This window comes from Mycobacterium sp. AMU20-3851 (genome assembly GCF_043974665.1).
Lineage (GTDB): Bacteria > Actinomycetota > Actinomycetes > Mycobacteriales > Mycobacteriaceae > Mycobacterium.
Map to the genome: position 1 here is coordinate 2,204,645 of NZ_CP146371.1, position 21,541 is coordinate 2,226,185.

The 21,541-nt window shown below is 66.4% G+C and carries 21 protein-coding genes and 1 tRNA gene; 17 read left to right on the plus strand and 5 right to left on the minus strand.

The window, feature by feature from the left end:
* Positions 1–1,875: a cellulase family glycosylhydrolase gene (locus V4U86_RS10595; protein ID WP_395311183.1), complete on the plus strand. Its 1,875-nt coding sequence runs from the start codon at positions 1–3 to the stop codon at positions 1,873–1,875.
* Positions 1,876–1,962: 87 nt separating this feature from the next.
* Here the strand turns inward: V4U86_RS10595 and V4U86_RS10600 are convergent, their stop codons facing one another.
* Complete coding sequence (locus V4U86_RS10600) at positions 1,963–3,228, minus strand: PE-PPE domain-containing protein (RefSeq protein WP_395311184.1); 1,266 nt, start codon at positions 3,226–3,228, stop codon at positions 1,963–1,965.
* 478 nt (positions 3,229–3,706) lie between these two features.
* Between V4U86_RS10600 and V4U86_RS10605 the strand changes: the two genes are divergently transcribed.
* Genes V4U86_RS10605 through V4U86_RS10625 form a run of 5 tightly spaced genes read left to right on the plus strand, consistent with a single transcriptional unit; the run spans position 3,707 to position 9,170 of the window.
* Complete coding sequence (locus tag V4U86_RS10605) at positions 3,707–4,831, plus strand: LLM class flavin-dependent oxidoreductase (protein ID WP_395311185.1); 1,125 nt, start codon at positions 3,707–3,709, stop codon at positions 4,829–4,831.
* Positions 4,828–5,979, plus strand: a complete 1,152-nt coding sequence (locus tag V4U86_RS10610) for a sulfotransferase family protein (protein WP_395311186.1) — start codon at positions 4,828–4,830, stop codon at positions 5,977–5,979. The genes V4U86_RS10605 and V4U86_RS10610 overlap by 4 nt, the downstream gene beginning before the upstream one ends.
* A complete protein-coding gene (locus V4U86_RS10615) occupies positions 5,979–7,223 on the plus strand; it encodes a DUF1214 domain-containing protein (protein WP_395311187.1) in 1,245 nt (414 codons plus the stop codon). Before V4U86_RS10610 ends, V4U86_RS10615 begins: the two co-directional genes overlap by 1 nt.
* A 1-nt stretch (position 7,224) precedes the next feature.
* Entirely contained in the window at positions 7,225–7,743 is a 519-nt protein-coding gene (locus tag V4U86_RS10620; protein ID WP_395311188.1) for a VOC family protein, read from the plus strand.
* Positions 7,740–9,170, plus strand: a complete 1,431-nt coding sequence (locus tag V4U86_RS10625) for a carboxylesterase/lipase family protein (protein WP_395311189.1) — start codon at positions 7,740–7,742, stop codon at positions 9,168–9,170. The genes V4U86_RS10620 and V4U86_RS10625 overlap by 4 nt, the downstream gene beginning before the upstream one ends.
* A gap of 81 nt (positions 9,171–9,251) precedes the next feature.
* Here the strand turns inward: V4U86_RS10625 and V4U86_RS10630 are convergent.
* A tRNA-Leu gene (locus V4U86_RS10630) sits at positions 9,252–9,328 on the minus strand.
* Positions 9,329–9,445: 117 nt separating this feature from the next.
* Between V4U86_RS10630 and V4U86_RS10635 the strand changes: the two genes are divergently transcribed.
* The 10 genes from V4U86_RS10635 to V4U86_RS10680 all read left to right on the plus strand — a co-directional run bounded on the left by V4U86_RS10635 (position 9,446) and on the right by V4U86_RS10680 (position 18,104).
* Positions 9,446–10,063, plus strand: coding sequence for an ANTAR domain-containing response regulator (locus tag V4U86_RS10635; RefSeq protein ID WP_395311190.1), 618 nt, complete (start codon positions 9,446–9,448; stop codon positions 10,061–10,063).
* A 203-nt stretch (positions 10,064–10,266) separates the two neighbouring features.
* Positions 10,267–11,478, plus strand: a complete 1,212-nt coding sequence (locus V4U86_RS10640) for a branched-chain amino acid ABC transporter substrate-binding protein (protein WP_395311191.1) — start codon at positions 10,267–10,269, stop codon at positions 11,476–11,478.
* Positions 11,479–11,581: 103 nt separating this feature from the next.
* On the plus strand, positions 11,582–12,592 hold the full coding sequence (locus V4U86_RS10645; RefSeq protein WP_395311192.1) for a branched-chain amino acid ABC transporter permease: 1,011 nt from the start codon (positions 11,582–11,584) through the stop codon (positions 12,590–12,592).
* On the plus strand, positions 12,589–13,746 hold the full coding sequence (locus V4U86_RS10650; RefSeq protein ID WP_395311193.1) for a branched-chain amino acid ABC transporter permease: 1,158 nt from the start codon (positions 12,589–12,591) through the stop codon (positions 13,744–13,746). The genes V4U86_RS10645 and V4U86_RS10650 overlap by 4 nt, the downstream gene beginning before the upstream one ends.
* Positions 13,743–14,606 (plus strand): ABC transporter ATP-binding protein, encoded by an 864-nt coding sequence (locus tag V4U86_RS10655; RefSeq protein ID WP_395311194.1) that lies wholly within the window; start codon positions 13,743–13,745, stop codon positions 14,604–14,606. Before V4U86_RS10650 ends, V4U86_RS10655 begins: the two co-directional genes overlap by 4 nt.
* Complete coding sequence (locus V4U86_RS10660) at positions 14,590–15,339, plus strand: ABC transporter ATP-binding protein (RefSeq protein WP_395311195.1); 750 nt, start codon at positions 14,590–14,592, stop codon at positions 15,337–15,339. The genes V4U86_RS10655 and V4U86_RS10660 overlap by 17 nt, the downstream gene beginning before the upstream one ends.
* Positions 15,340–15,423: 84 nt before the next feature.
* Positions 15,424–16,098, plus strand: a complete 675-nt coding sequence (locus tag V4U86_RS10665) for a response regulator (RefSeq protein WP_395311196.1) — start codon at positions 15,424–15,426, stop codon at positions 16,096–16,098.
* A 50-nt stretch (positions 16,099–16,148) separates the two neighbouring features.
* Entirely contained in the window at positions 16,149–16,523 is a 375-nt protein-coding gene (locus tag V4U86_RS10670; protein ID WP_395311197.1) for a response regulator, read from the plus strand.
* The gene (locus V4U86_RS10675) at positions 16,505–17,815 is read left to right on the plus strand and encodes a sensor histidine kinase (protein ID WP_395311198.1); all 1,311 of its coding nucleotides are present in this window, start codon (positions 16,505–16,507) and stop codon (positions 17,813–17,815) included. The genes V4U86_RS10670 and V4U86_RS10675 overlap by 19 nt, the downstream gene beginning before the upstream one ends.
* Before the next feature lie 121 nt (positions 17,816–17,936).
* On the plus strand, positions 17,937–18,104 hold the full coding sequence (locus tag V4U86_RS10680; protein WP_395311199.1) for a hypothetical protein: 168 nt from the start codon (positions 17,937–17,939) through the stop codon (positions 18,102–18,104).
* A gap of 4 nt (positions 18,105–18,108) precedes the next feature.
* Here the strand turns inward: V4U86_RS10680 and V4U86_RS10685 are convergent, their stop codons facing one another.
* The 3 genes from V4U86_RS10685 to V4U86_RS10695 form a co-directional block, all read right to left on the minus strand.
* Positions 18,109–19,305, minus strand: coding sequence for a lipid-transfer protein (locus V4U86_RS10685; protein WP_395311200.1), 1,197 nt, complete (start codon positions 19,303–19,305; stop codon positions 18,109–18,111).
* Complete coding sequence (locus V4U86_RS10690; RefSeq protein WP_395311201.1) at positions 19,302–19,745, minus strand: Zn-ribbon domain-containing OB-fold protein; 444 nt, start codon at positions 19,743–19,745, stop codon at positions 19,302–19,304. Before V4U86_RS10690 ends, V4U86_RS10685 begins: the two co-directional genes overlap by 4 nt.
* A 98-nt stretch (positions 19,746–19,843) precedes the next feature.
* Positions 19,844–20,521 (minus strand): alpha/beta fold hydrolase, encoded by a 678-nt coding sequence (locus V4U86_RS10695; protein WP_395311202.1) that lies wholly within the window; start codon positions 20,519–20,521, stop codon positions 19,844–19,846.
* Positions 20,522–20,591: 70 nt separating this feature from the next.
* Here V4U86_RS10695 and V4U86_RS10700 point away from each other — a divergent pair, with 70 nt between their 5' ends.
* On the plus strand, positions 20,592–21,461 hold the full coding sequence (locus tag V4U86_RS10700; RefSeq protein ID WP_395311203.1) for a LysR substrate-binding domain-containing protein: 870 nt from the start codon (positions 20,592–20,594) through the stop codon (positions 21,459–21,461).
* Positions 21,462–21,541: the final 80 nt, after the last annotated feature.

Below are 21,541 nucleotides of genomic sequence, written 5' to 3' on the forward strand. Positions count from 1 at the left end.
ATGCAGGTCGCGCAAATCGACGAGGCACCGTCGACCATCGGCATCTCCGACTCCGACATGTACTGGGCCGGCAGCCTCGAAGAGATCAACGAGCGCCTCGACCTCATGCAGTCACTCGGCGTGACCAACATCCGCATCCTGGTGCCGTGGGCCAACATGCAGCCACTGCACCCGGACACCCCGTTCGGGCTCGGCGGGATCCGGTGGGAGCAGCTCGACCTGGTGGTCAATGCCGCCGCGTCGCGCGGCATCGGCATCCTCGGCGTCCTGAACTCGACGCCGGTGTGGGCCAGCGCCAACATGCCCATCAACGGCACCCCGACGGACTTCAACCGGTTCGCGGACTTCGCCAAGAAGGTGGCGCTGCGCTACGGCGACAAGATCTCGGCCTACGAGGTGTGGAACGAGCCCAACTCGGTCCAGTTCTGGAACTCGCTGAACCCGACCGCGTACACCGAGATGCTCAAGGTCACCTACACCGCGCTGAAGCAGGCCGCGGCCCAACTCGGCACCGAGATCACCGTCGTCGGTGGCGTCGTGGGTGCCGGGATGAGCATCAACGGTCTGACCATGAACCCGGTGGACTTCGTCCGCAAGATGCTCGAAGCCGGCGCCAGCGGGTACTTCGACGCGCTGTCCTTCCACTCGTACAACATGACCTGGAAGTTCTCGCAGACCCAGGGCAACGCATGGCAGGACGCGCCGTTGACGCAGCTCAACAAGATCCGCGCGCTGCTGGATGCGGCACTGCAGCCGGGCCAGGAGCAGATCAAGATCTGGATGACCGAGTACGGCATGCCGACCAACGTGATGACCGAGGCCAAGCAGGCCGAGTTCATCAAGGACATGATCGAGACCTGGCAGACGATCGCCGGTGCCGGTCCGGTGTTCCTCTACACCATCAAGGACTGGCTGAACGGCGAGGCCAACAACAACGAGGCCCACTTCGGCATCTTCCGGCCGGACGGCACCATGAAGCCGGTCGGGCAGATCATCAAGGAACTGGTCGAGCTGCTGACCAATCCGGGGGAGAACCCGGGCCCGGGCCCCGGCCAGGGGCCGGGTGCGGGCGCCGGGACCAGCAACCCGGTCGCCGCGTTCATGAAGGCGATCCAGAAGGCCGTCAGCGGAGTGTTCAACGTGTTCCCGAACCTGGCGACCGCGTTCAGCAGCGCCCTGAACAACCTGTTCGGTGGACTCTTCGGCAAGAAGAAGACCGCGACCACCACCGCGCTCAGCGCTCGGACGGCCGCTGCCGGGGCCCTGCCCGATGAGGCTGCGGAGTCGGTCACCGATGGGTCCGCCGAGGCCATCAAGGATGTCGGCACCGAGCTCGAAACCGTCACTGATGCAAAGGATTCCGTCGCAGATGTGAAGTCGGTGCAGCAGGTCCAGGACAGTGCCGTCGAGGTCGTCACCGAGGAGCAGGTCGTCGAGGAGCTGCCGGTCGTCGAAGAGGTTCCCGCCGAGGAGGCTCCCGTCGAGGTTCCGGTCGAGGACGTCACCGAAGAGATCGCCGACGAGGTCCCGGCCGACGAGGTGACCGAATCCGAGGACGTCGTGTCCGAACCGGCCACCCAGCCCGAGGCGGATGTCACCGAGACGGTCACCGAGGGGTCCGAGGACGCCGGCACCGTGGTGGAGAAGTCGGTCACCGACAAGCACGACCTCGCGGCCGCCGACTCGACGGAGACCGCTTCCCCGGAGGTGCGGGAGACCAGCCGGCCGAGCCTGAAGGCCCGTCAGGAGCTGAACTCGCGCACCCCACGTGGACTGCGCAAGGCCGTCCGGGCCGACAGCGAGAGCAACCAGGAGTCACGGTCGCCGGCTCGCCAGAGCGCCGGGGTCGGATCGGGCTCGGGTAGCGACGACTAGCTGCCGGTAGGGGCGAGGCACTGCCGCTGTGGGAACTCGGACATTCCCACAGCGGCAGCTTCGTGTCTGGGGGCCGCCGCGGTGAGGTCAGATCGAAGCCGCGCCGCCGCTCCCGGACTCGGCACCCGCGGAGTCGGACGTCGAATTCGTCTCCGGCGCTGAACCGGACGGGGCCGGCGTGCCGGCCGGCTCGGAGTCGTCCGGCTCGTCCTTGTCGTTCGCAAGATCGGCGGCATCGTCTTCGGCTTCGGCTTCGGTCAATTCCTCGACTTGGGCTTCGTCCTTGGTTTCGGCTTCGGCGTCGGCCAACGTCTCGTCCTCTGCCGATTCGGCGTCTACGTCCTCGGTGTCGATCGTGTTCTGTTCGGGCTCAGGCGAGTTCGCCGACTCGGAATCCACTTGCCGGGACTGGTCCTCGATGGTTTGCGCCGGCACGGCGTCCTCGGACGTGGCGGTGGTCTGGTCCTCGGCCTCCGGGGCATCGGCGTCCTCGGGCTCCTGCGGGGAGCCTTGGGGGACATAGCCGCTGCGGTCGTAGTCCCGGTCGATGATGGCGCGCAGTCGTGCGTCGAGCGCCTCCACGTCCTCGAGCAGGTCCGTCTGGCCGGTCAGCCGCTGCCAGGCACGGGCCGCATCGTAGAGCGACTGCAGCATCGGCAGTTGTTTGGTCGGGATCAGGACGTACGTCGTATTTCCCACCACCTTGATCAGGTTGTCCGGATCGTCCATGTCGACATCGGCGTAGAACGGGTGGACGACGAGGAACGCCACCAAGTTGTTCAGGACCGCCAGCACGGACGGGTCGGTGCTCGGGCGATCGGCGAAGAAGTCGTACTCCCGGGTGACATTGACGGTCTCGTACTGGGTTTCGGGCGTGGCGCCCGGGAAGGTGATGCGGAAGAACGGCTCGTACTCGCCGGCGTTCTGGGACGACGCACCGGTGCCCGCGGTGGCGGGGTTGCCGATCATCACGATGATCAGATCGTCGCGGGCCGGAGCGATGCCGGGATCGGCCGCAAACTGCATCAGCAGCTGGGTGACCGACAGGCAGCCCTGACTCTCACAGGCAACGATCTTCCTGCCGGATATCGACCCGATGGCCTGCAGAAGTGCGGCGGCGCCCTCGAGGACCGAGTCCTCCATGGACATGCCGACGAACCCGAGCGAGGCGGGGTACTCCACGACCTCGGTGGCGGTCACCGGATCGTCGGCGAAATTGTTGGTGACCGGCCATCGCTGCAGGCCGGTCACCGGGGTGTTGGTCCACGACCCCGTTGCGCCGATCGATATCAGCGTGCTCGCATGCGCGGTGACCGGCGCCATCAGCGATAGCGACAGGGTGGTGGCCGTCACGGGCACCATCCAGGTGTGTTGGGTCTTGGCGCGATGTCGTCCGCGGCCCCGGTATCCCGATCGCTTACGGGCATGGCCGGGACGGTGATGGGCTCCCATTGGCAGTGCTGTCTCCGTGTGCAGTCGAAGCTCGCCAGGACCCATCTGGCGAAGTTATTGACGTTGTCGTAAGGATTTCTTACCACAGCACAGCCGATGGGTCGGAGGTTTTCTCGCGTTCATCCGATCGGCGGACGTCGGGTCGGTATGCGGCATATCAGCAGCGGAATGTGTTTTTCGCGGCCTTGGCATCGGACGCGTCCGATCTTTCTGCTGCGTGGCGTGGTCGTTGCCGGGCGCCGTGCGCGCCTGATACCGGATGTTCAGCAAACAGTACAGCGGTCGCTGTGATGGTTCCGCGGGGGAGTCGGAAGATCGTGCTGTGCAGATGCACAGCAAAACGGGGACGGAGACGCTTTTCGTCGCTAGTTTGGCTTGCATGCCTCTGGAGTTGGCCACGTTCCTGAAGACCACGCTGCCACTGGACCTCGGCAGGCTGGACGCACTCGACGACGCGCGATATCACTCCATCTGGATGCCGGACCACCTGGTGAGTTTCTGGCCGGACTCGATCTGGACCCCCGAGTTCACCGACCTCGCGAAGGCCTCGCCGTCGCCGCACCGCCATCTCGACGCCCTTGCTCTGGCCGGAGCCGTCGCGGCACGCACACAACGCACCCGGCTGGCCACGAGCGTCCTCGACACCGTTCGCCGTCACCCCGTGATGCTGGCCCAGTCGGCTCTGACCCTCAGCCATATCTCCGACGGCCGGTTCATCCTGGGTCTCGGCGCCGGCGAGCGAGAAAACCTGGCCCCGTACGGTTTCGAGCACCGGCGCACGGTCAGCCGTTTCGACGAGGCGGTCCGGTTGATCCGGTTGCTGTGGAGCGCCGAGGGGCCGATCGACTTCGCCGGACGGTTCTTCACGCTGGAGCATGCGCGACTGGACGCAGAATTGCACAGCACCGGCGCACCGCCGATCTGGATCGGCGCCGATGGCCCCCGCATGCTTCAACTGGTGGGTGAACTGGGTGACGGCTGGTGGCCCACGGGCAGCGCCGGACCCGAGACGTATGCCCGTCAGCTGACATGCATCCGGGCGGCGGCCGAACAGGCCGGGCGCGATCCGGAGTCGATCACGGCGGCGAAGATGGTGGTCTGCCTGATCGGGGAACCCGACGAACTCGCCGAGATTCTGCAACGCCCCCTGGTGAAGTCGCTGGTGCTGCAGCTGACGGCCGAGGTCCTGGCAGCCGCTGGGCACCGTCATCCGATGGGGCCGGACTGGCGCGGCATCCAGGACATCGACCCACGCGTGCTGACCCGCGACCGGTTGCTGACCCTCTTCGAGGAGTTCGAACCGGCCGCGATCCTGTCGGTCGTCCCACACGGCACGCCCAAGCAGGTGGCGGCGCAGGTCGCCGACTTCGGCGACGCCGGCGCCCGGGTGGTCGCCGTGCTCGACTACAGCGGCATGGCCGGGCAGGACTACGCCACGTCTTCGGCGCGCAAGGTCCGCGAGGTCGAGGATGCCCTATCACAGCTCACAGGAAGCGGGACATGACACTCTTGGACGCCGAGATTCTCATCGCCGAGGCACGCACATCTGCGGGGTTCGAGGACTTCGGTGATGAAACCCTTTCCGCGCGTGTGGCGCTGGTCGTCGACCGCCTCAACAGCGCGGACCTCCACGACGAAGGTTCGCGGGCAGCGGCGCACACCATCACCGGACTGCTGATCAGCCGACTGCGCTTCATGGCCGACCGCACCCGCCTGCCGCTCGCCGAAGAACGAATCACCGCCCCGCTCTTCGCCACCGGTGAGCCCCGATCGGGCACGACGTTGCTGCACGCGCTGCTTGCCGAGGACGAGGACTCGCGGGCCCTGCGGTTCTGGGAGGTGATGTACCCGTCGCCGCCACCCGGGCCTGCCCGCGCCGACGATCCGCGTCGCGCACAGGCCGACGGCGACTGGCGCGAGATCCTCGACCGCATCCCGCCGTGGATCGTCAGCCATCCCTACAACGATCTGCTCGGCGACGGACTGCCCGAGTGTGAGCGCACCTGGGCCTTCGACTTCCGTGCGATGAACCCGAGTGCGTGGTGGCGGGTACCGCTCACGATCCAGAACTTTCCGCAGGATCACCACGCCCAGTACGCCCTGCATCGGATGACGCTGCAACACATCCAGTATGCCCGGACGCCGAAACGGTGGGTGCTCAAAGGTTTTCACGGTCGTCGACTGCGTGCGCTGTTCGACACCTATCCCGACGCCCGTATCGTCTGGGTGCACCGCGAACCCGTGCAGGTCCTCGCCTCCCAGATCGTGGCCTTCGGGCAGATCAACGAATGTCTCGCCGGGACGCTGGATTGGACGCAATACGCCAAGGCCACCTACGAGGGGTCGCGGGTCAACTTCCACTCCTATTTGACCGACCCGCTTGTCGACGATGCGCGCATCCACCACGTCCGTTACCGCGACTTCGTCACCGACCCGGTCGCCACGATCAGTGGTTTCTACGACTTCGCCGGCGTGCCGTTCACCGCGGACGCCGAGAAGGCCATGCGCACCTACCTCGCCACCAACCGCAGCGACCGGTACGGCAAGTTCACCTATTCCACCGATGTCCTGCCGGTGCCGGTGGCGCAACTGCACGACGAATTCGCCGCATATCGCGAGCGCTTCGGCATCGACATCGAGACGAGGCACTGATGGCCTTCGGTGACACCGACCACGACGAGACCCTGCGCGCGGCGTGGCATGACTTCTGTGACCGGCTGAAGGCCGCCGGAGATCTCGCGTTCAAGGACACTTCGCCGGCGAACGCGCTGCAGCGCGCCGATGCGTTCCGATACCTGACCCAGAACCTCGGCCAGGCCTATGATCTCGCGTTGGAGACCAAAAACACCCGGTATCCGATGATCCACCCCTTCTGCGGGCCGAACCGGAAACTCGGCGGCGACAATGCCGATTTCGTCTATCTGCAGGCATGGATCGACGGCGCGTCGACGTACCGGATCACGGGAGACCGGGGTACTGCTCGCTTCATCAACTTCACCGTCCAGGGCCCGCGGCCCGACAAGGACGTCTACTACGGCGCCGACCACCCGAACCTGCACGAGCCCTTCGGTGACACCCCCGAGGCGAACATCACCGGTGACGACCTGGTGGTCGAGCCCGACGGTAGCTTCGAACTTCACATCGGTGGTGCGCCACGGGAGACGAACTGGCTGCCGACCACCCCAGGGTCGCGAAAACTGTTCATGCGTCAGGGGTTCGACTCCTGGGAGGAACGCTCCGCGCAATTCAGTATCGAGCGCATCGACATGGACGAGCCACGTCCCGTGCCGACGCCGCCGGATCTGATCGCCTCGATGCGGTGGGCCGGTGACTTCCTCACCGGGGTGATGACGGACTGGCCGGACCGTGAGCTGCAGATCGGCGCGTTGTATGGCGAGCCCGAGCCGAACGTGTTTCCCGGCGCGCGTTTCGCCGGCGCGGCGGAGCAACGCGATACCCGTCGCGGCCGGCTCATCGTCACGATGCCGTGGCGTCTCGGTCCGGACCAAGCGTTGATCTTCGAGTTCGCCGACGACGGGCAGTTCTGGATGCTGACCAACATGGGAGCGTTCTGGAACAGCATGGATTACCTGTACCGGCCGGTGAGCCACACGCCGAGCAGGTCCGCGGTCGACTCCGATGGTCGTGTGCGAATGGTGATGGCCCACAACGACCCTGGTGTGCACAACTGGATCGACACGCAAGGTTTCCGTGCGGGCTACCTCACGATGCGCGTCATCGGGAGCCGGCAGCTGCCCGAGGTCAGCACCGCGGTCGTCGACGTCGCGGAGTTGGACACCGTCCTGCCGGCCGATACCCGGCGCGTCACGCCCGAGGAACGGGCCGGACAACTGCACGCACGCTTCGACGCCATCCGCCGCAGGTACAGGATCTGACATGGACCCGACATTGCAGACGCTCGCTGCGTCGGCCTTCGACAACGTCTATCACATCGGCCATCTCGTCCCCGATCTCTCGGCCGCGATGCGGACCCTCGGCGACGCCATGCAGATCAGCTGGGCGCCGCCGTTCGAAATGCGTAGCGGCTTCGTCCGTCCGGACGGCTCCGCTGACGACCAGACCGTACGCATTGCGTTCTCCGCGTCCGGCCCGCCCTACCTTGAGCTGATCGAGGTCGTTGCGGCCGCTGACTCGATCTTCGCCGAACCGGCGTTGGGCGGCATGCATCACCTCGGCTATTACGCGCAGCGCTGGCGTGATGATGTCGCGAGGTTGCAGGGCGACGGTTGGGAGTTGGAGCGCACGGGTGCCGGAGTTGCGTTCCTGCGCGACCCCAGCAGCGGGCTCCGCGTCGAGGTGGTGAGCTTCAAGGGCCGCGACTTCATGGCCCGCGTGCTCGACGGTGAGATGGCGGCAGCCCATCCGCTGACTTCCCCTTTGTCAGAGCGCCCGTGACCGCCATCGCGCACACCTCGTACGGTGCGTTGCGCGGGGACCCGGCGGCAGACGTCGTCGCCTTCCGCGGCGTGCGGTATGCGGCGCCGCCGACTGGCGAGCGGCGTTGGCGCCCAACGCAGCCCGCGCCGAGTTGGACAGGCGTGCGGGACGCGACGGCGTTCGGTCCGATCGCACCGCAGGACATCTCGGCCGAGCGGCTCGCCAAGCGCGGCCTCACCATGAGCGAGGACTGTCTCACACTCAACATCTGGACGCCCGCGGCCGACGACAACCGTCGCCCCGTGCTGGTGTTCCTGCACGGCGGCGGACAGGCGCAGGGACACGGATCTGCTCCGCTCCTGGACGGCGCGCGGCTCGCCGGCCGCGGTGACATCGTGGTGGTGACGGTGAACTTCCGGCTCGGCGTGCTGGGCACGCTGTACGCGCCGGACCGGCTCGGGGTGGGCGCCACCAATCTGACGCTGCGCGACCAGCGCCACGCGCTGGGCTGGGTGCGCCAGGAGATCGGCGCTTTCGGCGGCGACCCGAGCTCGATCACGGTGGCGGGTCAGTCCTCCGGGGCGGTCGCGATATCGGCGATGCTGGCCGCAGGATGCCGCCTCTTCGATCGGGTGATCCTGCAGAGCGGTGGGCTGGAACGCGTGCGTTCACGACAGGCCGCCGCTGCCGTCGCCGCGCAACTGGTCGATCTTTTCGGGACCGACGAGCCACCCGTCGAGGACATTCTTGCCGCACAACGTCGAATCGATCCCGGGTTCGTGCCACCGCAGGGCCCGTTCCATCCGTGCATCGATGGCGACGTCATCGAGGAGCATCCGCTGGTGGCCGCCCGGACCCGCGCGATGACGCCGGTGCCCGTTCTCGCCGGCACCACGCGTGACGAGTGGCGGATATTCGACGCGGCGCTGGGCGAGGAGGTCTTCACCGAGCAGTACGTGCGGGAGCGGGCGCGCACACTGCTGGCCGACGGAGACGTCGCGGACACTGCGGTGGCGGCGTACCGCGCCGAGCAGAAGAACCTTCGGGATACCGCCAGTGCGATGGTCACCGACTACCACTTCACTGCGCCGACCGAGCAGTTCGTCCGGGCGCATGCCGAGCGTGGCAACCCGGTGTTCCGTTACGAACTGCAATGGCCTTCGCCGCGCGCCGGGCTGGGCGCCTGCCACGACACGTGCCTGCCCCTGGTCTTCGGCAATCTGCACGCGGCGACCTCCCTCGCCGGCGACGACGAGGCGGCGCGCCGGATGTCGGATGCGGTTCAGGACCGGTGGCTTGAGTTCATCCGCGGCGGACAGCCGTGGGAACGTTATGCCGGCACCTCCGGGGCGACAATGCTGCTCGGCCCCGAGACCGGAATCACGCAAGGACATCGCGCCGAGCAACTGGTGTTCTGGGAGAACCGTTACCCCGCCTACGGGTGACCGAGATAGCGCGGTGGACCGTCCTGCCGTCCGGCCACCTCAGCGCCGAACGTGTCCTCGACCTGCGAGGATTCACTCGCGTGGTGCCCTCGGTGAGATTCGAACTCACACTGCACGGGTTTTGAATCCGTTTCCTCTGCCAGTTGGGATACGAGGGCGTGGCTGCGACTCGGTCGCGGTCTACCACCATAGTGGATGCCTGCACGGCCTCTCACCGGCAGGCACGAGATAACCCCAGGCTCGCCCTCAGTCGCCAATCGCGCGACAATGTCGGGATGACAGAGGCCCCCGCACCCCGCCGCGTGCTCATCGCCGAAGACGAGGCGCTCATCCGACTGGACCTGGCCGAGATGCTGCGCGAAGAAGGGTATGAGGTCGTCGGACAGGCCGGGGACGGTCAGGAGGCCGTCGATCTGGCCGAGAGCCTGAAGCCCGATCTGGTGATCATGGACGTCAAGATGCCGCGGCGCGACGGCATCGATGCGGCCTCGGAGATCGCCTCCAAACGCATCGCCCCGATCGTCATCCTGACCGCGTTCTCCCAGCGTGAGCTGGTCGAGCGGGCCCGCGATGCCGGCGCGATGGCCTACCTGGTCAAACCGTTCTCGATCACCGATCTGATCCCGGCCATCGAGGTGGCGGTCAGCCGGTTCGGTGAGATCGCGGCCCTGGAAGGCGAGGTCGCGAATCTGTCCGATCGCCTGGAGACACGCAAGCTGGTCGAGCGTGCGAAGGGTTTGCTGCAGGCGAACCAGGGGATGACCGAACCCGAGGCGTTCAAGTGGATTCAGCGTGCCGCGATGGACCGGCGCACCACCATGAGGCGGGTTGCCGAGGTGGTGCTGGAGACCCTCGACGCACCGGCCGGAGACGCCTCCAGCGCGGAGAAATAGCCGCTCCGGCCACTATGGCGGGTTACAACTTCGTTTCCGGATCCGGCGTTTGACCGGCTGGCCTGATCGATCTGCGCAACGCGTGGTCCAACAGCACGCGATGCGGCGATGGGTTGGTTATGGTTTTCTCCGCGAAGCATCCCCGCCCCGGCCGTCCCGACCGGTTCGAGATGCCGACCTGGACAAGGAACCGGAGGTGAGACGTGCGCGGTCACGTGGCACGCAAGGCATTTGCTCTCGGAAGCGCGGGCCTGATGGCTCTGACGATTGCGGGCTGCAACCAGAGCACGCCCGAAGAAGAGGCGTCACAGACGAATCTCTCGATCGTGGAGAAGGTGCAGATCGACGAGAACGGCGCCGAGGTCAAACCCGCCGAGGGTGCCACCCCCGCCGACCCGGCCGGTGACGGCAAGGCCACCTGCCCGCCGGTGTCCATCGCGATGGCCGGTGCGCTCAACGGCCCGGACGCGGCGCTCGGCATCAACATCAAGAACGGCATCCAGCTGGCCATCGACCAGCACAATGAGGCGAACCCGGGATGCCAGGTGCAGCTCAAGCCGTTCGACACCGAGGGCGACCCGCAGAAGGCCTCCAACATCGCCCCGCGGATCGTCGAGGACCAGTACACGATCGGCCTGATCGGCCCCGCCTTCTCCGGCGAGACCAAGGCCACCGGTGGCGTTTTCGACCAGGCGGGCCTGGTCGCCACCACGGCGTCGGCCACCAACGTGACCTTGTCGGAGAACGGCTGGAAGACCTTCTTCCGCGGCCTGGCAAATGACGGTGTGCAGGGACCCTCGGTCGCCAACTACCTGAAGAACACGTTGGGGCACAAGAAGATCTGCGTCGTGGACGACAGCACGGACTACGGCCTGGGCCTGGCCACCGCGGTGCGTGACACGCTCGGCCCGGTCGCCGATCCGGCATGCAACATCTCGGTGAAGAAGGGTGACAAGGACTTCTCCGCCGCCGTCACCCAGATCAAGGGCGCCGCGCCGGAGTCGGTGTTCTTCGCCGGCTACTACGCCGAGGCGGCTCCGCTGGTGCAGCAGCTCAAGGACGGTGGCTTCGAGGGCGTCTTCGTCAGCGCCGACGGCAGCAAGGACAACGAGTTCGTCAAGCAGGCGGGCGCTTCGTCGGAGGGCGCGCTGCTGGCCTGCCCGTGCGGTCCGGCGACCGGGGACTTCGCCGAGGAGTACCGGGCCAAGTTCGACACCGAGCCCGGCACCTACAGCACCGAGGGCTACGACCTGGGCACGATCCTGCTCAAGGGCATCGACTCGGGTGCGATCACCCGGCCGGCCCTGTTGGAGTTCGTCCGCAACTACAAGGGACAGGGCGTGGCGCGCGAGTACGAGTGGACCCCGCAGGGTGAGCTCACCACGACCCTCATCTGGATGTACGAGGTCAAGTAAGCGCTGAGACGAAGCGCGTCCGAGTGCGCATGCCTCGGACGCGCTTTCGTCTTCGCAGCCGCCACAGCGACGATCATCGCGTCAGCGAGGAGCTCACCACCGGATGAACTTGGCCGCCAACATCAACTTCAATGTCGGAGCGTTGTTCGACAGCTTCTGGCAGTTGACGATCGACGGCCTGTCCTGGGGCGCGATCTACGCCCTGGTCGCGGTCGGCTACACGCTGGTCTTCGGTGTGCTGCGGCTGATCAACTTCGCGCACTCCGAGATCTTCATGCTCGGCATGTTCGGCGCCTACTTCGCGCTGGACATCCTGTTGGGCTTCACCCCCAGCGGTAACGCCTACAACAAGGGGGTCGCGCTGACGATCCTTTATCTCGGCGTGGCAATGCTGTTCGCGATGCTGGTCTCCGGCGGGGCCGCGGTGGGTCTGGAGTTCATCGCCTACCGGCCGCTACGCAAACGCAATGCCAAGGCACTGACCTTCCTGATCACCGCGATCGGCATGTCCTTCGTGCTGCAGCAGTTCGTGCTGTTCATCCTGCCCAAACTGATACCGGGATACGGCGGCCCGAACGCGCAACAGCCCATCGTGCTGGTCCAGCCGAAAACCCAGTTCGAGCTGTTCGGCGTGGCGATCTCCAACACCACCATCGTCATCATCGGCGCGGCGTTGGTGTTGGCGCTGCTCACCGATGTGGCGCTCAATCGCACCAAACTCGGGCGTGGTGTGCGCGCGGTCGCCCAGGACGCCAATACCGCGACACTGATGGGCGTCTCGCGGGAGCGGGTCATCATGACCACGTTCCTGATCGGTGGTCTGCTCGCCGGCGCCGCGGCTCTGCTCTACACCTTGAAGGTGCCGCAGGGCATCATCTACTCCGGCGGATTCCTGTTGGGTATCAAGGCGTTCTCGGCGGCCGTCCTCGGCGGTATCGGCAATCTGCGCGGTGCGCTGCTCGGCGGCCTGCTGCTGGGCGTCATGGAGAATTACGGCCAGGCGGTGTTCGGTACCCAGTGGCGGGATGTCGTCGCCTTCGTGTTGTTGGTCCTGGTGCTGTTGATCCGGCCGACGGGAATACTGGGGGAGAGCCTCGGGAAGGCACGGGTATGAGCGGTGCACGCGCCAAGGTGATGGACTGGTGGGACGGACTGACCCGGGCCCAGAAATGGGTCTTCGGCCTGGTGCTGTTCGCCGGGATCGCGCTGTCGCCGCTGTTCACCCCGGCCTTCCTGGACACCCCGGGCATCAGCTTCGGCGGCACCATGGCCCAGTTCGCGATGGTCGCCATCATCGCGATCGGCCTGAATGTCGTTGTGGGTCAGGCCGGTCTGCTCGATCTGGGTTACGTCGGGTTCTACGCCGTCGGTGCGTACACGGTGGCGCTGCTGACCAGCCCGGAGAGTCCGTGGAACCAGATGGGTACTTCGGCCTTCTTCAGCACCCCGTGGGCCTGGCTGTCCTGTGTCCCGATCGCGATGGCCGTGACCGCGCTGAGCGGGCTGATCCTGGGGACCCCGACCCTGCGCCTGCGCGGTGACTATCTGGCCATCGTGACACTCGGATTCGGCGAGATCATCAGGTTGCTCGCCGACAACCTGGCCGACATCACCAACGGCCCCCGCGGCCTCAACGAGGTTGCCTTCCCGCACTTCCTGGAGAGCGAGCAGCATCCCGAGGGTGTGTTCTCGGTTTCCAACTCCGGCGGTGACGCCAACTACGGCACCTGGTGGTTCTGGCTCGGCCTGATCCTGATCGTGGGCATCCTGCTGCTGGTCGGCAACCTGGAGCGCAGCCGGGTGGGTCGCGCCTGGATCGCCGTCCGTGAGGACGAGGACGCCGCAGAAGTCATGGGCGTCAACGCCTTCAAGTTCAAACTGTGGGCATTCACCATCGGCGCGGCGATCGGCGGGCTGTCCGGGGCGCTGTATGCGGGCCAGGTGCAGTACGTCGCACCGCCGACGTTCAACATCATCAACTCGATGCTGTTCCTGTGCGCGGTCGTCCTCGGCGGCCAGGGCAACAAACTCGGTGTGATCCTCGGGGCGTTCATCATCGTGTACCTGCCCAACCGGCTGCTCGGGGTGCACTTCGCGGGCATCGACATGGGCAATCTGAAGTACCTGTTCTTCGGGCTCGCACTCGTGGTGCTGATGATCTTCCGACCCCAGGGGTTGTTCCCCGCACGCCAGCATCTGCTGACCTATGCCAGAGCCGCGCGCGAGCTCCTGCGCAAGCAGCCGACCGATACGGAGCCGGCGAAATGAGCGCCCCCGAACAGCCCGAGGAGATCTTCGAGGAGAACGTCGCCGAGATCGCCGGTGTGCACCGCGAGATCAAGGCCGACGAAGGCGAAGTCCTGCTGCAGACAAACGATCTCACGGTCCAGTTCGGTGGGCTGACCGCACTCGACGCGGTGACGTTCAACATCAAGCGCGGTGAGATCCTCGGTCTGATCGGGCCCAACGGGGCCGGCAAGACGACCTGCTTCAACGCCATCACCGGCGTGTACCGGCCCAGTTCGGGTTCGGTGACGTTCGACGGTTCACCGATCGGCCGGATCAAGCGGCACCAGATCACCCGGCTCGGTATTGCCCGGACCTTTCAGAACATCCGGTTGTTCGGTGAGATGACCGCCCTGGAGAACGTCATGGTCGGCACCGACGCACGCCACCACACCTCGGTGCCCGGTGCGTTGTTCCGGTCGGCGCGGCACCGGCGCGAGGAGCGCTCGGCCGTCGAAAGATCGGCTGCACTGCTGCACTTCGTCGGGATCGCCCACCGCGGTGAGGAAAAGGCGAAGAACCTGCCCTACGGCGATCAGCGTCGCCTGGAGATCGCGCGGGCGCTGGCCACCGAGCCCAAACTGCTGTGCCTGGACGAGCCGGCCGCCGGGTTCAACCCGAGCGAGAAATCGGCGCTGATCGACCTGATCCGCAAGATCCGCGACGACGGTTACACCGTGCTGCTCATCGAACACGACATGCGTCTGGTGATGGGTGTGACCGACCGGATCGTGGTGCTGGAGTTCGGGCGCAAGATCGCCGACGGTCTGCCCGCCGAGATCCGCGAGGACCCCAAGGTCATCGCCGCCTACCTGGGAGTACCCGATGACGAACTCGCCTGAGGCCGACGACCGTCCGGTCCTGCTGGAGGTGCGGGACATCGTCGTGCACTACGGCAGGATCCGTGCCCTGCACGGGGTTTCGCTGGTGGTACACGAAGGCGAACTGGTCACCCTGCTCGGATCCAACGGTGCCGGCAAGACCACCATGATGCGGGCGATCTCCGGATTGCTACCGCTGACATCGGGATCGGTGCTCTTCGACGGCCAGGACATCGGCAAGGTGAAGGCGCACCGGCGGGTGGCCGACGGCCTGATCCAGGCTCCGGAGGGGCGCGGCGTCTTTCCCGGCATGACCATCATCGAGAACCTCGAAATGGGCTGCTATGGAAGAAAATTCCCGTCCAAGTCCGAACACGACGAAAAGCTCGACTGGGTGCTGACCACCTTTCCGCGACTGGCCGAGCGCCGCAACCAGGTCGGTGGCACGCTGTCCGGCGGCGAACAGCAGATGCTCGCCATCGGCCGCGCCCTGATGGCCCGGCCCAAGGTGCTGCTGCTCGACGAACCTTCGATGGGCCTGGCACCCATGGTGATCTCGCAGATCTTCAAGATCATCTCCGAGATCAACAGCCAGGGCACCACGGTGCTGCTGGTGGAACAGAACGCGCAGCAGGCGCTCAGCAGGTCCGACCGGGCCTACATTCTGGAGACCGGTGAGGTCACCCGGACCGGGGTGGCACGGGATCTGTTGAAGGACGACAGTATTCGGGCCGCCTACCTGGGTGTCGCCTGAGCAGTTTGCCGCGAACGCAAGCGCTTGCCCGCCCGACTGCGCATTTGAGCGCATCATCGGGGTCCGACCGCGATAATCGGCACCGTGGGTGAGCAAATCTCGATCGTCATCGCAGAGGACTCTCTGCTGGTGCGCGACAGCGTCACGCGCGCTCTGTCCACCATCCCCGAAGTCGACGTCGTGGGGGTCGCCGAGGATTACGACTCCGCGGTCGCGCTCATCGACACGCACCGGCCGGCCATCTTGATGACCGACGTCCGGATGCCGCCGACGTCCAGCGACGAGGGAATCCGGTTGGCCCAGTGGGTCAGGACCGCGCACCGCGACGTCGGCGTGATCGTGTTGTCGAACTTCGCCGAACCGGGATATGCGGCGCGGCTGCTCGAAGGGGGCACCGCCGGGCGGGGATACCTGCTCAAGGAGCGGATAGCGCGGTTCGACGAACTAGCCGAGGCGGTCCGTCAGGTGGCCGCCGGGGGCACCGTACTGGACCCGGTGGTGGTGGACGTGCTCCTGGCTCAGCCGCGCTCGACCGATTTGCTGAGTCGGCTCACGCCACGTGAACGTGAGGTGCTCAGCGAACTTGCGACCGGGTTCAGCAACCGCACCATCGCGGCGCGGTTGGTGTTGTCGCAGCGGGCGGTGGAAAAGCACATCAACTCGATATTCGCGAAGCTCGAACTGACCGTGGATGATGCCGTTGACCGGCGGGTCAAGGCGGTGCTGATGTTCATCGAGGATCGCACGGCCGGCGAGTAGTGGTGTGTACACCATGGTGCGGGATGCGCGCACCGGACAAGGATGGCCACGTGGTGAGGCAGCAAATCCGGGTCTGGGTGGTGGACGACCAGGCCAGCTTCCGGCGCGCCACGGCGGCGACGCTGGACGCCATGGACGATTTCGTGATGGCCGGTGAGTGCGAGACCGGCGAGGCCGCCGTCGAGCGGATCCCGGCCGGCGGCGGTGACGTCGTGCTGATGGATATCCACATGCCGGGGATCGGCGGAATCGAGGCGACCCGACGGATCCACTCTGCGCGTGACGACCTGATGATCGTGCTGATGTCCACCTACGACGCCGACGACCTGCCCGCCGCCGCAGCCGATTGCGGTGCGGCCACGTACCTGCGCAAGGAACGCCTGAGTCCGGACGCACTGAGACGGATATGGCGTCGCGACGGTTGACGCTCGGCGCGGCAGCCGAATCGGTGCCACGGTGGCGCGCGCCGGAAATCCTGATCCTTGCCCTCGTCCGGTCCTCCACGGGATTCGGGCACGACCTGATCAATCAGTTCCGTGCCGAGCGATTCCAGGTGTTCCTCGTCGGCCATTTCGCCATGTGGTTCGGCGCCGGGGTGCTGCTGCCCGCGTGGGAGTACGTCTGGATGTACCGGTCGCCGTGGTTCCTCGTGCTGGCCGGCGTCTCGGTCGTGCATTCCGCGGTGATCGTGTACGCGATCCGGCTTGCCCGGCGGGAACGCTACGAACTCTCGATCACGCTGGTCTGCATCGGCAACTGGATCGGCGTGCTGGTCGTCGTCTACGTCTCTCCACCGCTTCTCGCGGTGATGGTGATCGCGGCTTTCCTGCCGGTCACGTTCGCCGAACCCTATGTCAGATGGCAGCGCGGTCTGGTCTTCGTCGGGATCACCGGGATCTGTCTGCTCTGTGCGGGCATGTTGGCCCGCTTCACCCCGCCCAACGATGCGGTGTTGCACTCACCGCGCTGGGTGGAGTCGGCCTTCGTGATCGCCGGTCTGGCGATCGCCGGCTTGAACCTGATGGTGATTGTGTGGAACAACGCGGCAGCCCTGCGGACATCGGAAAGCCACCTTGCCGAACGGGCCGCCGAACTCGCGGCCTCCCGTGCCCGGCTGAGCGCCGCCGCGGACCGGGAGCGGCGTCGCATCGAACGCGATCTGCATGACGGCGCACAACAGCATCTGGTCGCCCTGTCGGTGCTGATCCAATTGGCGCGCAACGGCGATGGCGCGCAGCAACATCGACTGCTCGACGAAGCGGGCGAGCTGGTGGATACCGCCATCGCGGAGATCCGCAGGCTCGCCCAGGGCATCTACCCGCCGCTGCTGGTCAGCGGCGGCCTTCCTGAAGCGCTCCCGACGCTCGCGGCGCGGTCATCCATACCGGTGCATCTCGACCTGGACGGGATAGGCCGCTACCCGCGGACAACCGAAGCGGCACTGTACTTCTGCTGCAGTGAGGCGTTGCAGAACGCGGCCAAGCACGGGGGTCCGGGCACGGCCGTGACGATCACCGGGCGGTCCGACGGACAGGGCCTGAAGTTCGTCATCGCCGACACCGGACCGGGTTTCGACGCCGCCACGGCGGGCACCGGCCTGACGAACATGACCGACCGCCTATCGGCGATCGGCGGCACACTGACCGTCGAGACCGCGCCCGGGCGGGGCACGCAGATCATCGCCACCGTGGACGAACCGGCCACCAGCGAGGCATAGGGGTGTGCACACCACCCCCGATCGTGTTGTGCGCACGGTGGCCGTCGCGGCCGTACCACTCCAGGATGGACACACGGATCGAAAACCACTGTTTCGCAACATGTCCAGCCGGGGGGCCTACATGTCTACAGAAGCAACTTCACGGGACACGCTGACCGTACTGCTGGAAGCCGAACTGGCTGCACCCGTGGCCGGACCCACATATTGCGAGTACGGGCATTTGCAGCCCTGCGCCAACCGGTTGGCGCACGGCCGCAAGATCACCCCGCGCTGGGTGACGCGGTGCTGATGCCCTACCGGGCGACGATCACCGAGGAGCCGTGGCCGAAGAGTCCTTGGTTGGCGGTGACGCCGACTGTGGCGCCTTCGACCTGGCGGCCGGTGGCTTGTCCTTTGAGTTGCCAGGACAGTTCGCAGACTTGGGCGATGGCTTGGGCGGGGATGGCTTCGCCGAAGGAGGCCAGGCCGCCGGAGGCGTTGACCGGGATGCGGCCGCCGATGCTGGTGGCCCCGCTGCGCAGGAGGTGTTCGGCTTCGCCCTTGGGGCAGAGGCCGAGGTGTTCATACCAGTCGAGTTCCAGGGCGGTGGACAGGTCGTAGACCTCGGCCAGGGACAGGTCTTCGGGGCCGATGCCGGCTTCGGTGTAGGCGGCGTCGAGGATCTGGTCTTTGAAGACTCGTTCGGGGCCGGGGATGACGGCGGTGGAGTCGGTGGCGATATCGGGCAGTTCGGGTAGGTGTTGGGGGTATTGGGGGGATTGCAGGCTGACCGCGCGCACGCTGGGGACTCCGGCGACGGATCCGAGGTGTTTTTCGGTGAAGGCCTTGGAGGCGACGATGACCGCGGCCGCACCATCGGAGGTGGCGCAGATGTCGAGCAGGCGCAGCGGGTCGGAGACGACGGGGGAGGCCAGGACGTCGTCGACGGTGGCTTCTTTGCGGTAGCGGGCGTACGGGTTGTTGAGGCCGTGGCGGGCGTTTTTGACTTTCACCTGCGCGAAGTCTTGCAGGGTGGCGCCGTAGAGGTCCATGCGCCGGCGGGCCAGCAGGGCGAAGTAGACGGTGTTGGTGGCGCCGATGAGGTGGAAGCGTTGCCAGTCGGGGTCGTTGCGGCGTTCGCCGCCGACGGGGGCGAAGAAGCCTTTGGGGGTGGTGTCGGCGCCGATGACCAGGGCGACGTCGCAGAAGCCGGCCAGGATTTGGGCGCGCGCGGACTGCAGGGCTTGTGAACCGCTGGCGCAGGCGGCGTAGCTGCTGGTGACGGGGATGCCGTTCCAGCCGAGTTTTTGGGCGAAGGTGGCGCCGGCGACGAAGCCGGGGTAGCCGTTGCGGATGGTGTCCGCGCCGGCGACGAGTTGGATTTGTTTCCAGTCCAGGTCTGCTTCGGCCAGGGCGGCCCGTGCTGCGACGACGCCGTATTCGGTGAAGTCGCGGCCCCATTTGCCCCAGGGGTGCATGCCGGCGCCGAGGATGTAGACGGGTTCACTCATGAGTCGGCGATCCTCCAGGCGTGGGTGGTGCGGGTGACGCCCTCGTCGTCGACATACAGGGCCATGGTGGTCAGTTCGACGTCCATGCCGACCTTGAGGTCGGCGGCCAGGGTGCCTTCGACGACTTTGCCGAGCACGATGAGGCCTTCGTCGGCGAGTTCGACGGCGGCCACGGCGAACGGTTCGAAGGGGTCCGGGGAGGGGTAGGGCGGCGGTGGTGCGTAGCGGTTTTCGGTGTAGCTCCACACCGTGCCGCGCCGCGACAGTGGCACCAGGGCCAGTTCGTCGCTGTCGCAGCCGGGGTTGGGGCAGTTGTTTTCCCGGGGTGGGAAGACATAGGTCGCGCACTGGGTGCACTTGCCGCCGATGAGGTGAGTGTCACCGGCGTCGTCGGTGGCGAACCACCCTTCGATCGCGGGCGCTGTCGATGCTGCTGGCACGAGGGTCAGGATACCCAGATCGAGGGCAAAACTGAAACGTGTTGCAGTTTGAGGATCGCCGGCACGCCAGCGGCTGGGCGAAACTGATCAACTGGTGCTCACCGCCGGCCGGCCGAAAGCAAGATGCGCAACAGATCGTCGGGCTTGTCGCGCATCAGATTGTGTTTACCGTCGAGTTCATGGACGAGCCAGTCCGGGTCGTCGCGTACCCGGTCATAGGAGGCCCGCAGCGGTGACCCGCCTGGCCAGTCCAGGGCGTAGACGAAGATGCGTTGCCGAAACCGTTTCGGATCGACCCCTAGTCGCAGACGCTGCAGCAGGGTCGCCAGTGGGTGCGCTGTGGCACGCGGGTCGAAGAACGCCATCGGCGGCACTCCGAAGCCCGTGTCATCCACGCCGAGGTACCACCGGCGTTCCTCGTCGTTGACGAGATCCCAGCAGGACTCCCCGTCCTGAGGTACGACGGCGTCGAGGAAGACCAGCGAATCGACGCGTGCCGGGATGCGGTCGGCGACACCGGTGACGACCATGCCGCCATAGCTATGGCCGACCAGCACCAGTTCGTCCTCGGCGGTGTAGTAGGCGTCGACCGCGGCAAGCACGTCGGCGATGTGGGTGTCCAGGTTGACGCCGCCGGGGAGCAGATGCGCGCGTTCGGCCACGCCGGTCAGCGTGAGCGCGAGCACCCGGTGACCCTCGGCCCGCAACGCCGCGGCGAGATCGTCGAAACACCACGCCCCGTGACACATCCCCGGAATCAGCACGTAATTGGTCATACGTCCACCGTGCGCGACATGCATAGATAAGTCCAAGATCATCCTGAACTGATTCCTATAATTATTGCTTATGGAGTTCCGTCAACTGCAGTATTTCGTCGCGGTCGTCGAGGAACGAAGCTTCACCCGCGCGGCGGAGCGCGAACGCGTCGCGCAACCCGCGGTCAGCGCGCAGATCCGGCGGCTCGAACGTCAGGTCGGTCAGCCGCTGTTGACCCGGTCGAGCCGTGACGTGCGACTCACCGGGGCTGGGACAGCCTTCCTACCCCATGCCCGCGCCGCACTCGGCGCGATCAGGGACGCCCAACGGGCGGTCGATGACATCACCGACGTGGTCAGAGGCTCGGTCGCCATCGGCACGGTGACATCGCACCCGGTCGACATGGCGGGACTGATCGCCGGATTCCACGCCGAGCACCCGGGTGTCGAGATCACCCTGGGTGCAGATAGTTCCGCAGACCTGCTGGTTCATCTGGGCGATGGCCGGCTTGATCTGGCCATCGTGTCCATCGACGTGGACGATCAACCGGCGGATCTTGATGTGCACGTGATCACCGATGAAGCGATCGAGGCCGTGGTCTCCCTCGATCACCGGCTGGCACGACGTGCGACCCTGCCGCTGGAGATGCTGTGTGAGTATCCGCTGATCTCCCTACCGATCGGGACCGGCCTGCGCACCCGCCTCGATACCGCCTGTGTGGCAGCGGGTCTGACACCGCGTATCGCCTTCGAAGCGACGACCCCGTCCGAACTCGCCTCGCTCGCGGGGCACGGCCTGGGGGTCGCGGTCCTGCCCACCTCCATGGCGCGCAACACCTCTGGGTTGCATGCGCTGCGATTGGTGCCGGCACTGCGCGGGAGGCTGGTGTGGGCGTGGCAGCGCGATCAGACCAACCCGGCGGCACGGCTGTTCCGCGAGCGGGCCCTCACACGTCGCTGAGCGTTCTGTTGGTGGACGGTTGTTTCGCTGACCGCCCGCCCAGGGTAGTGATCGCCGGGCTGTCGGAGCCGGTGCCTAGA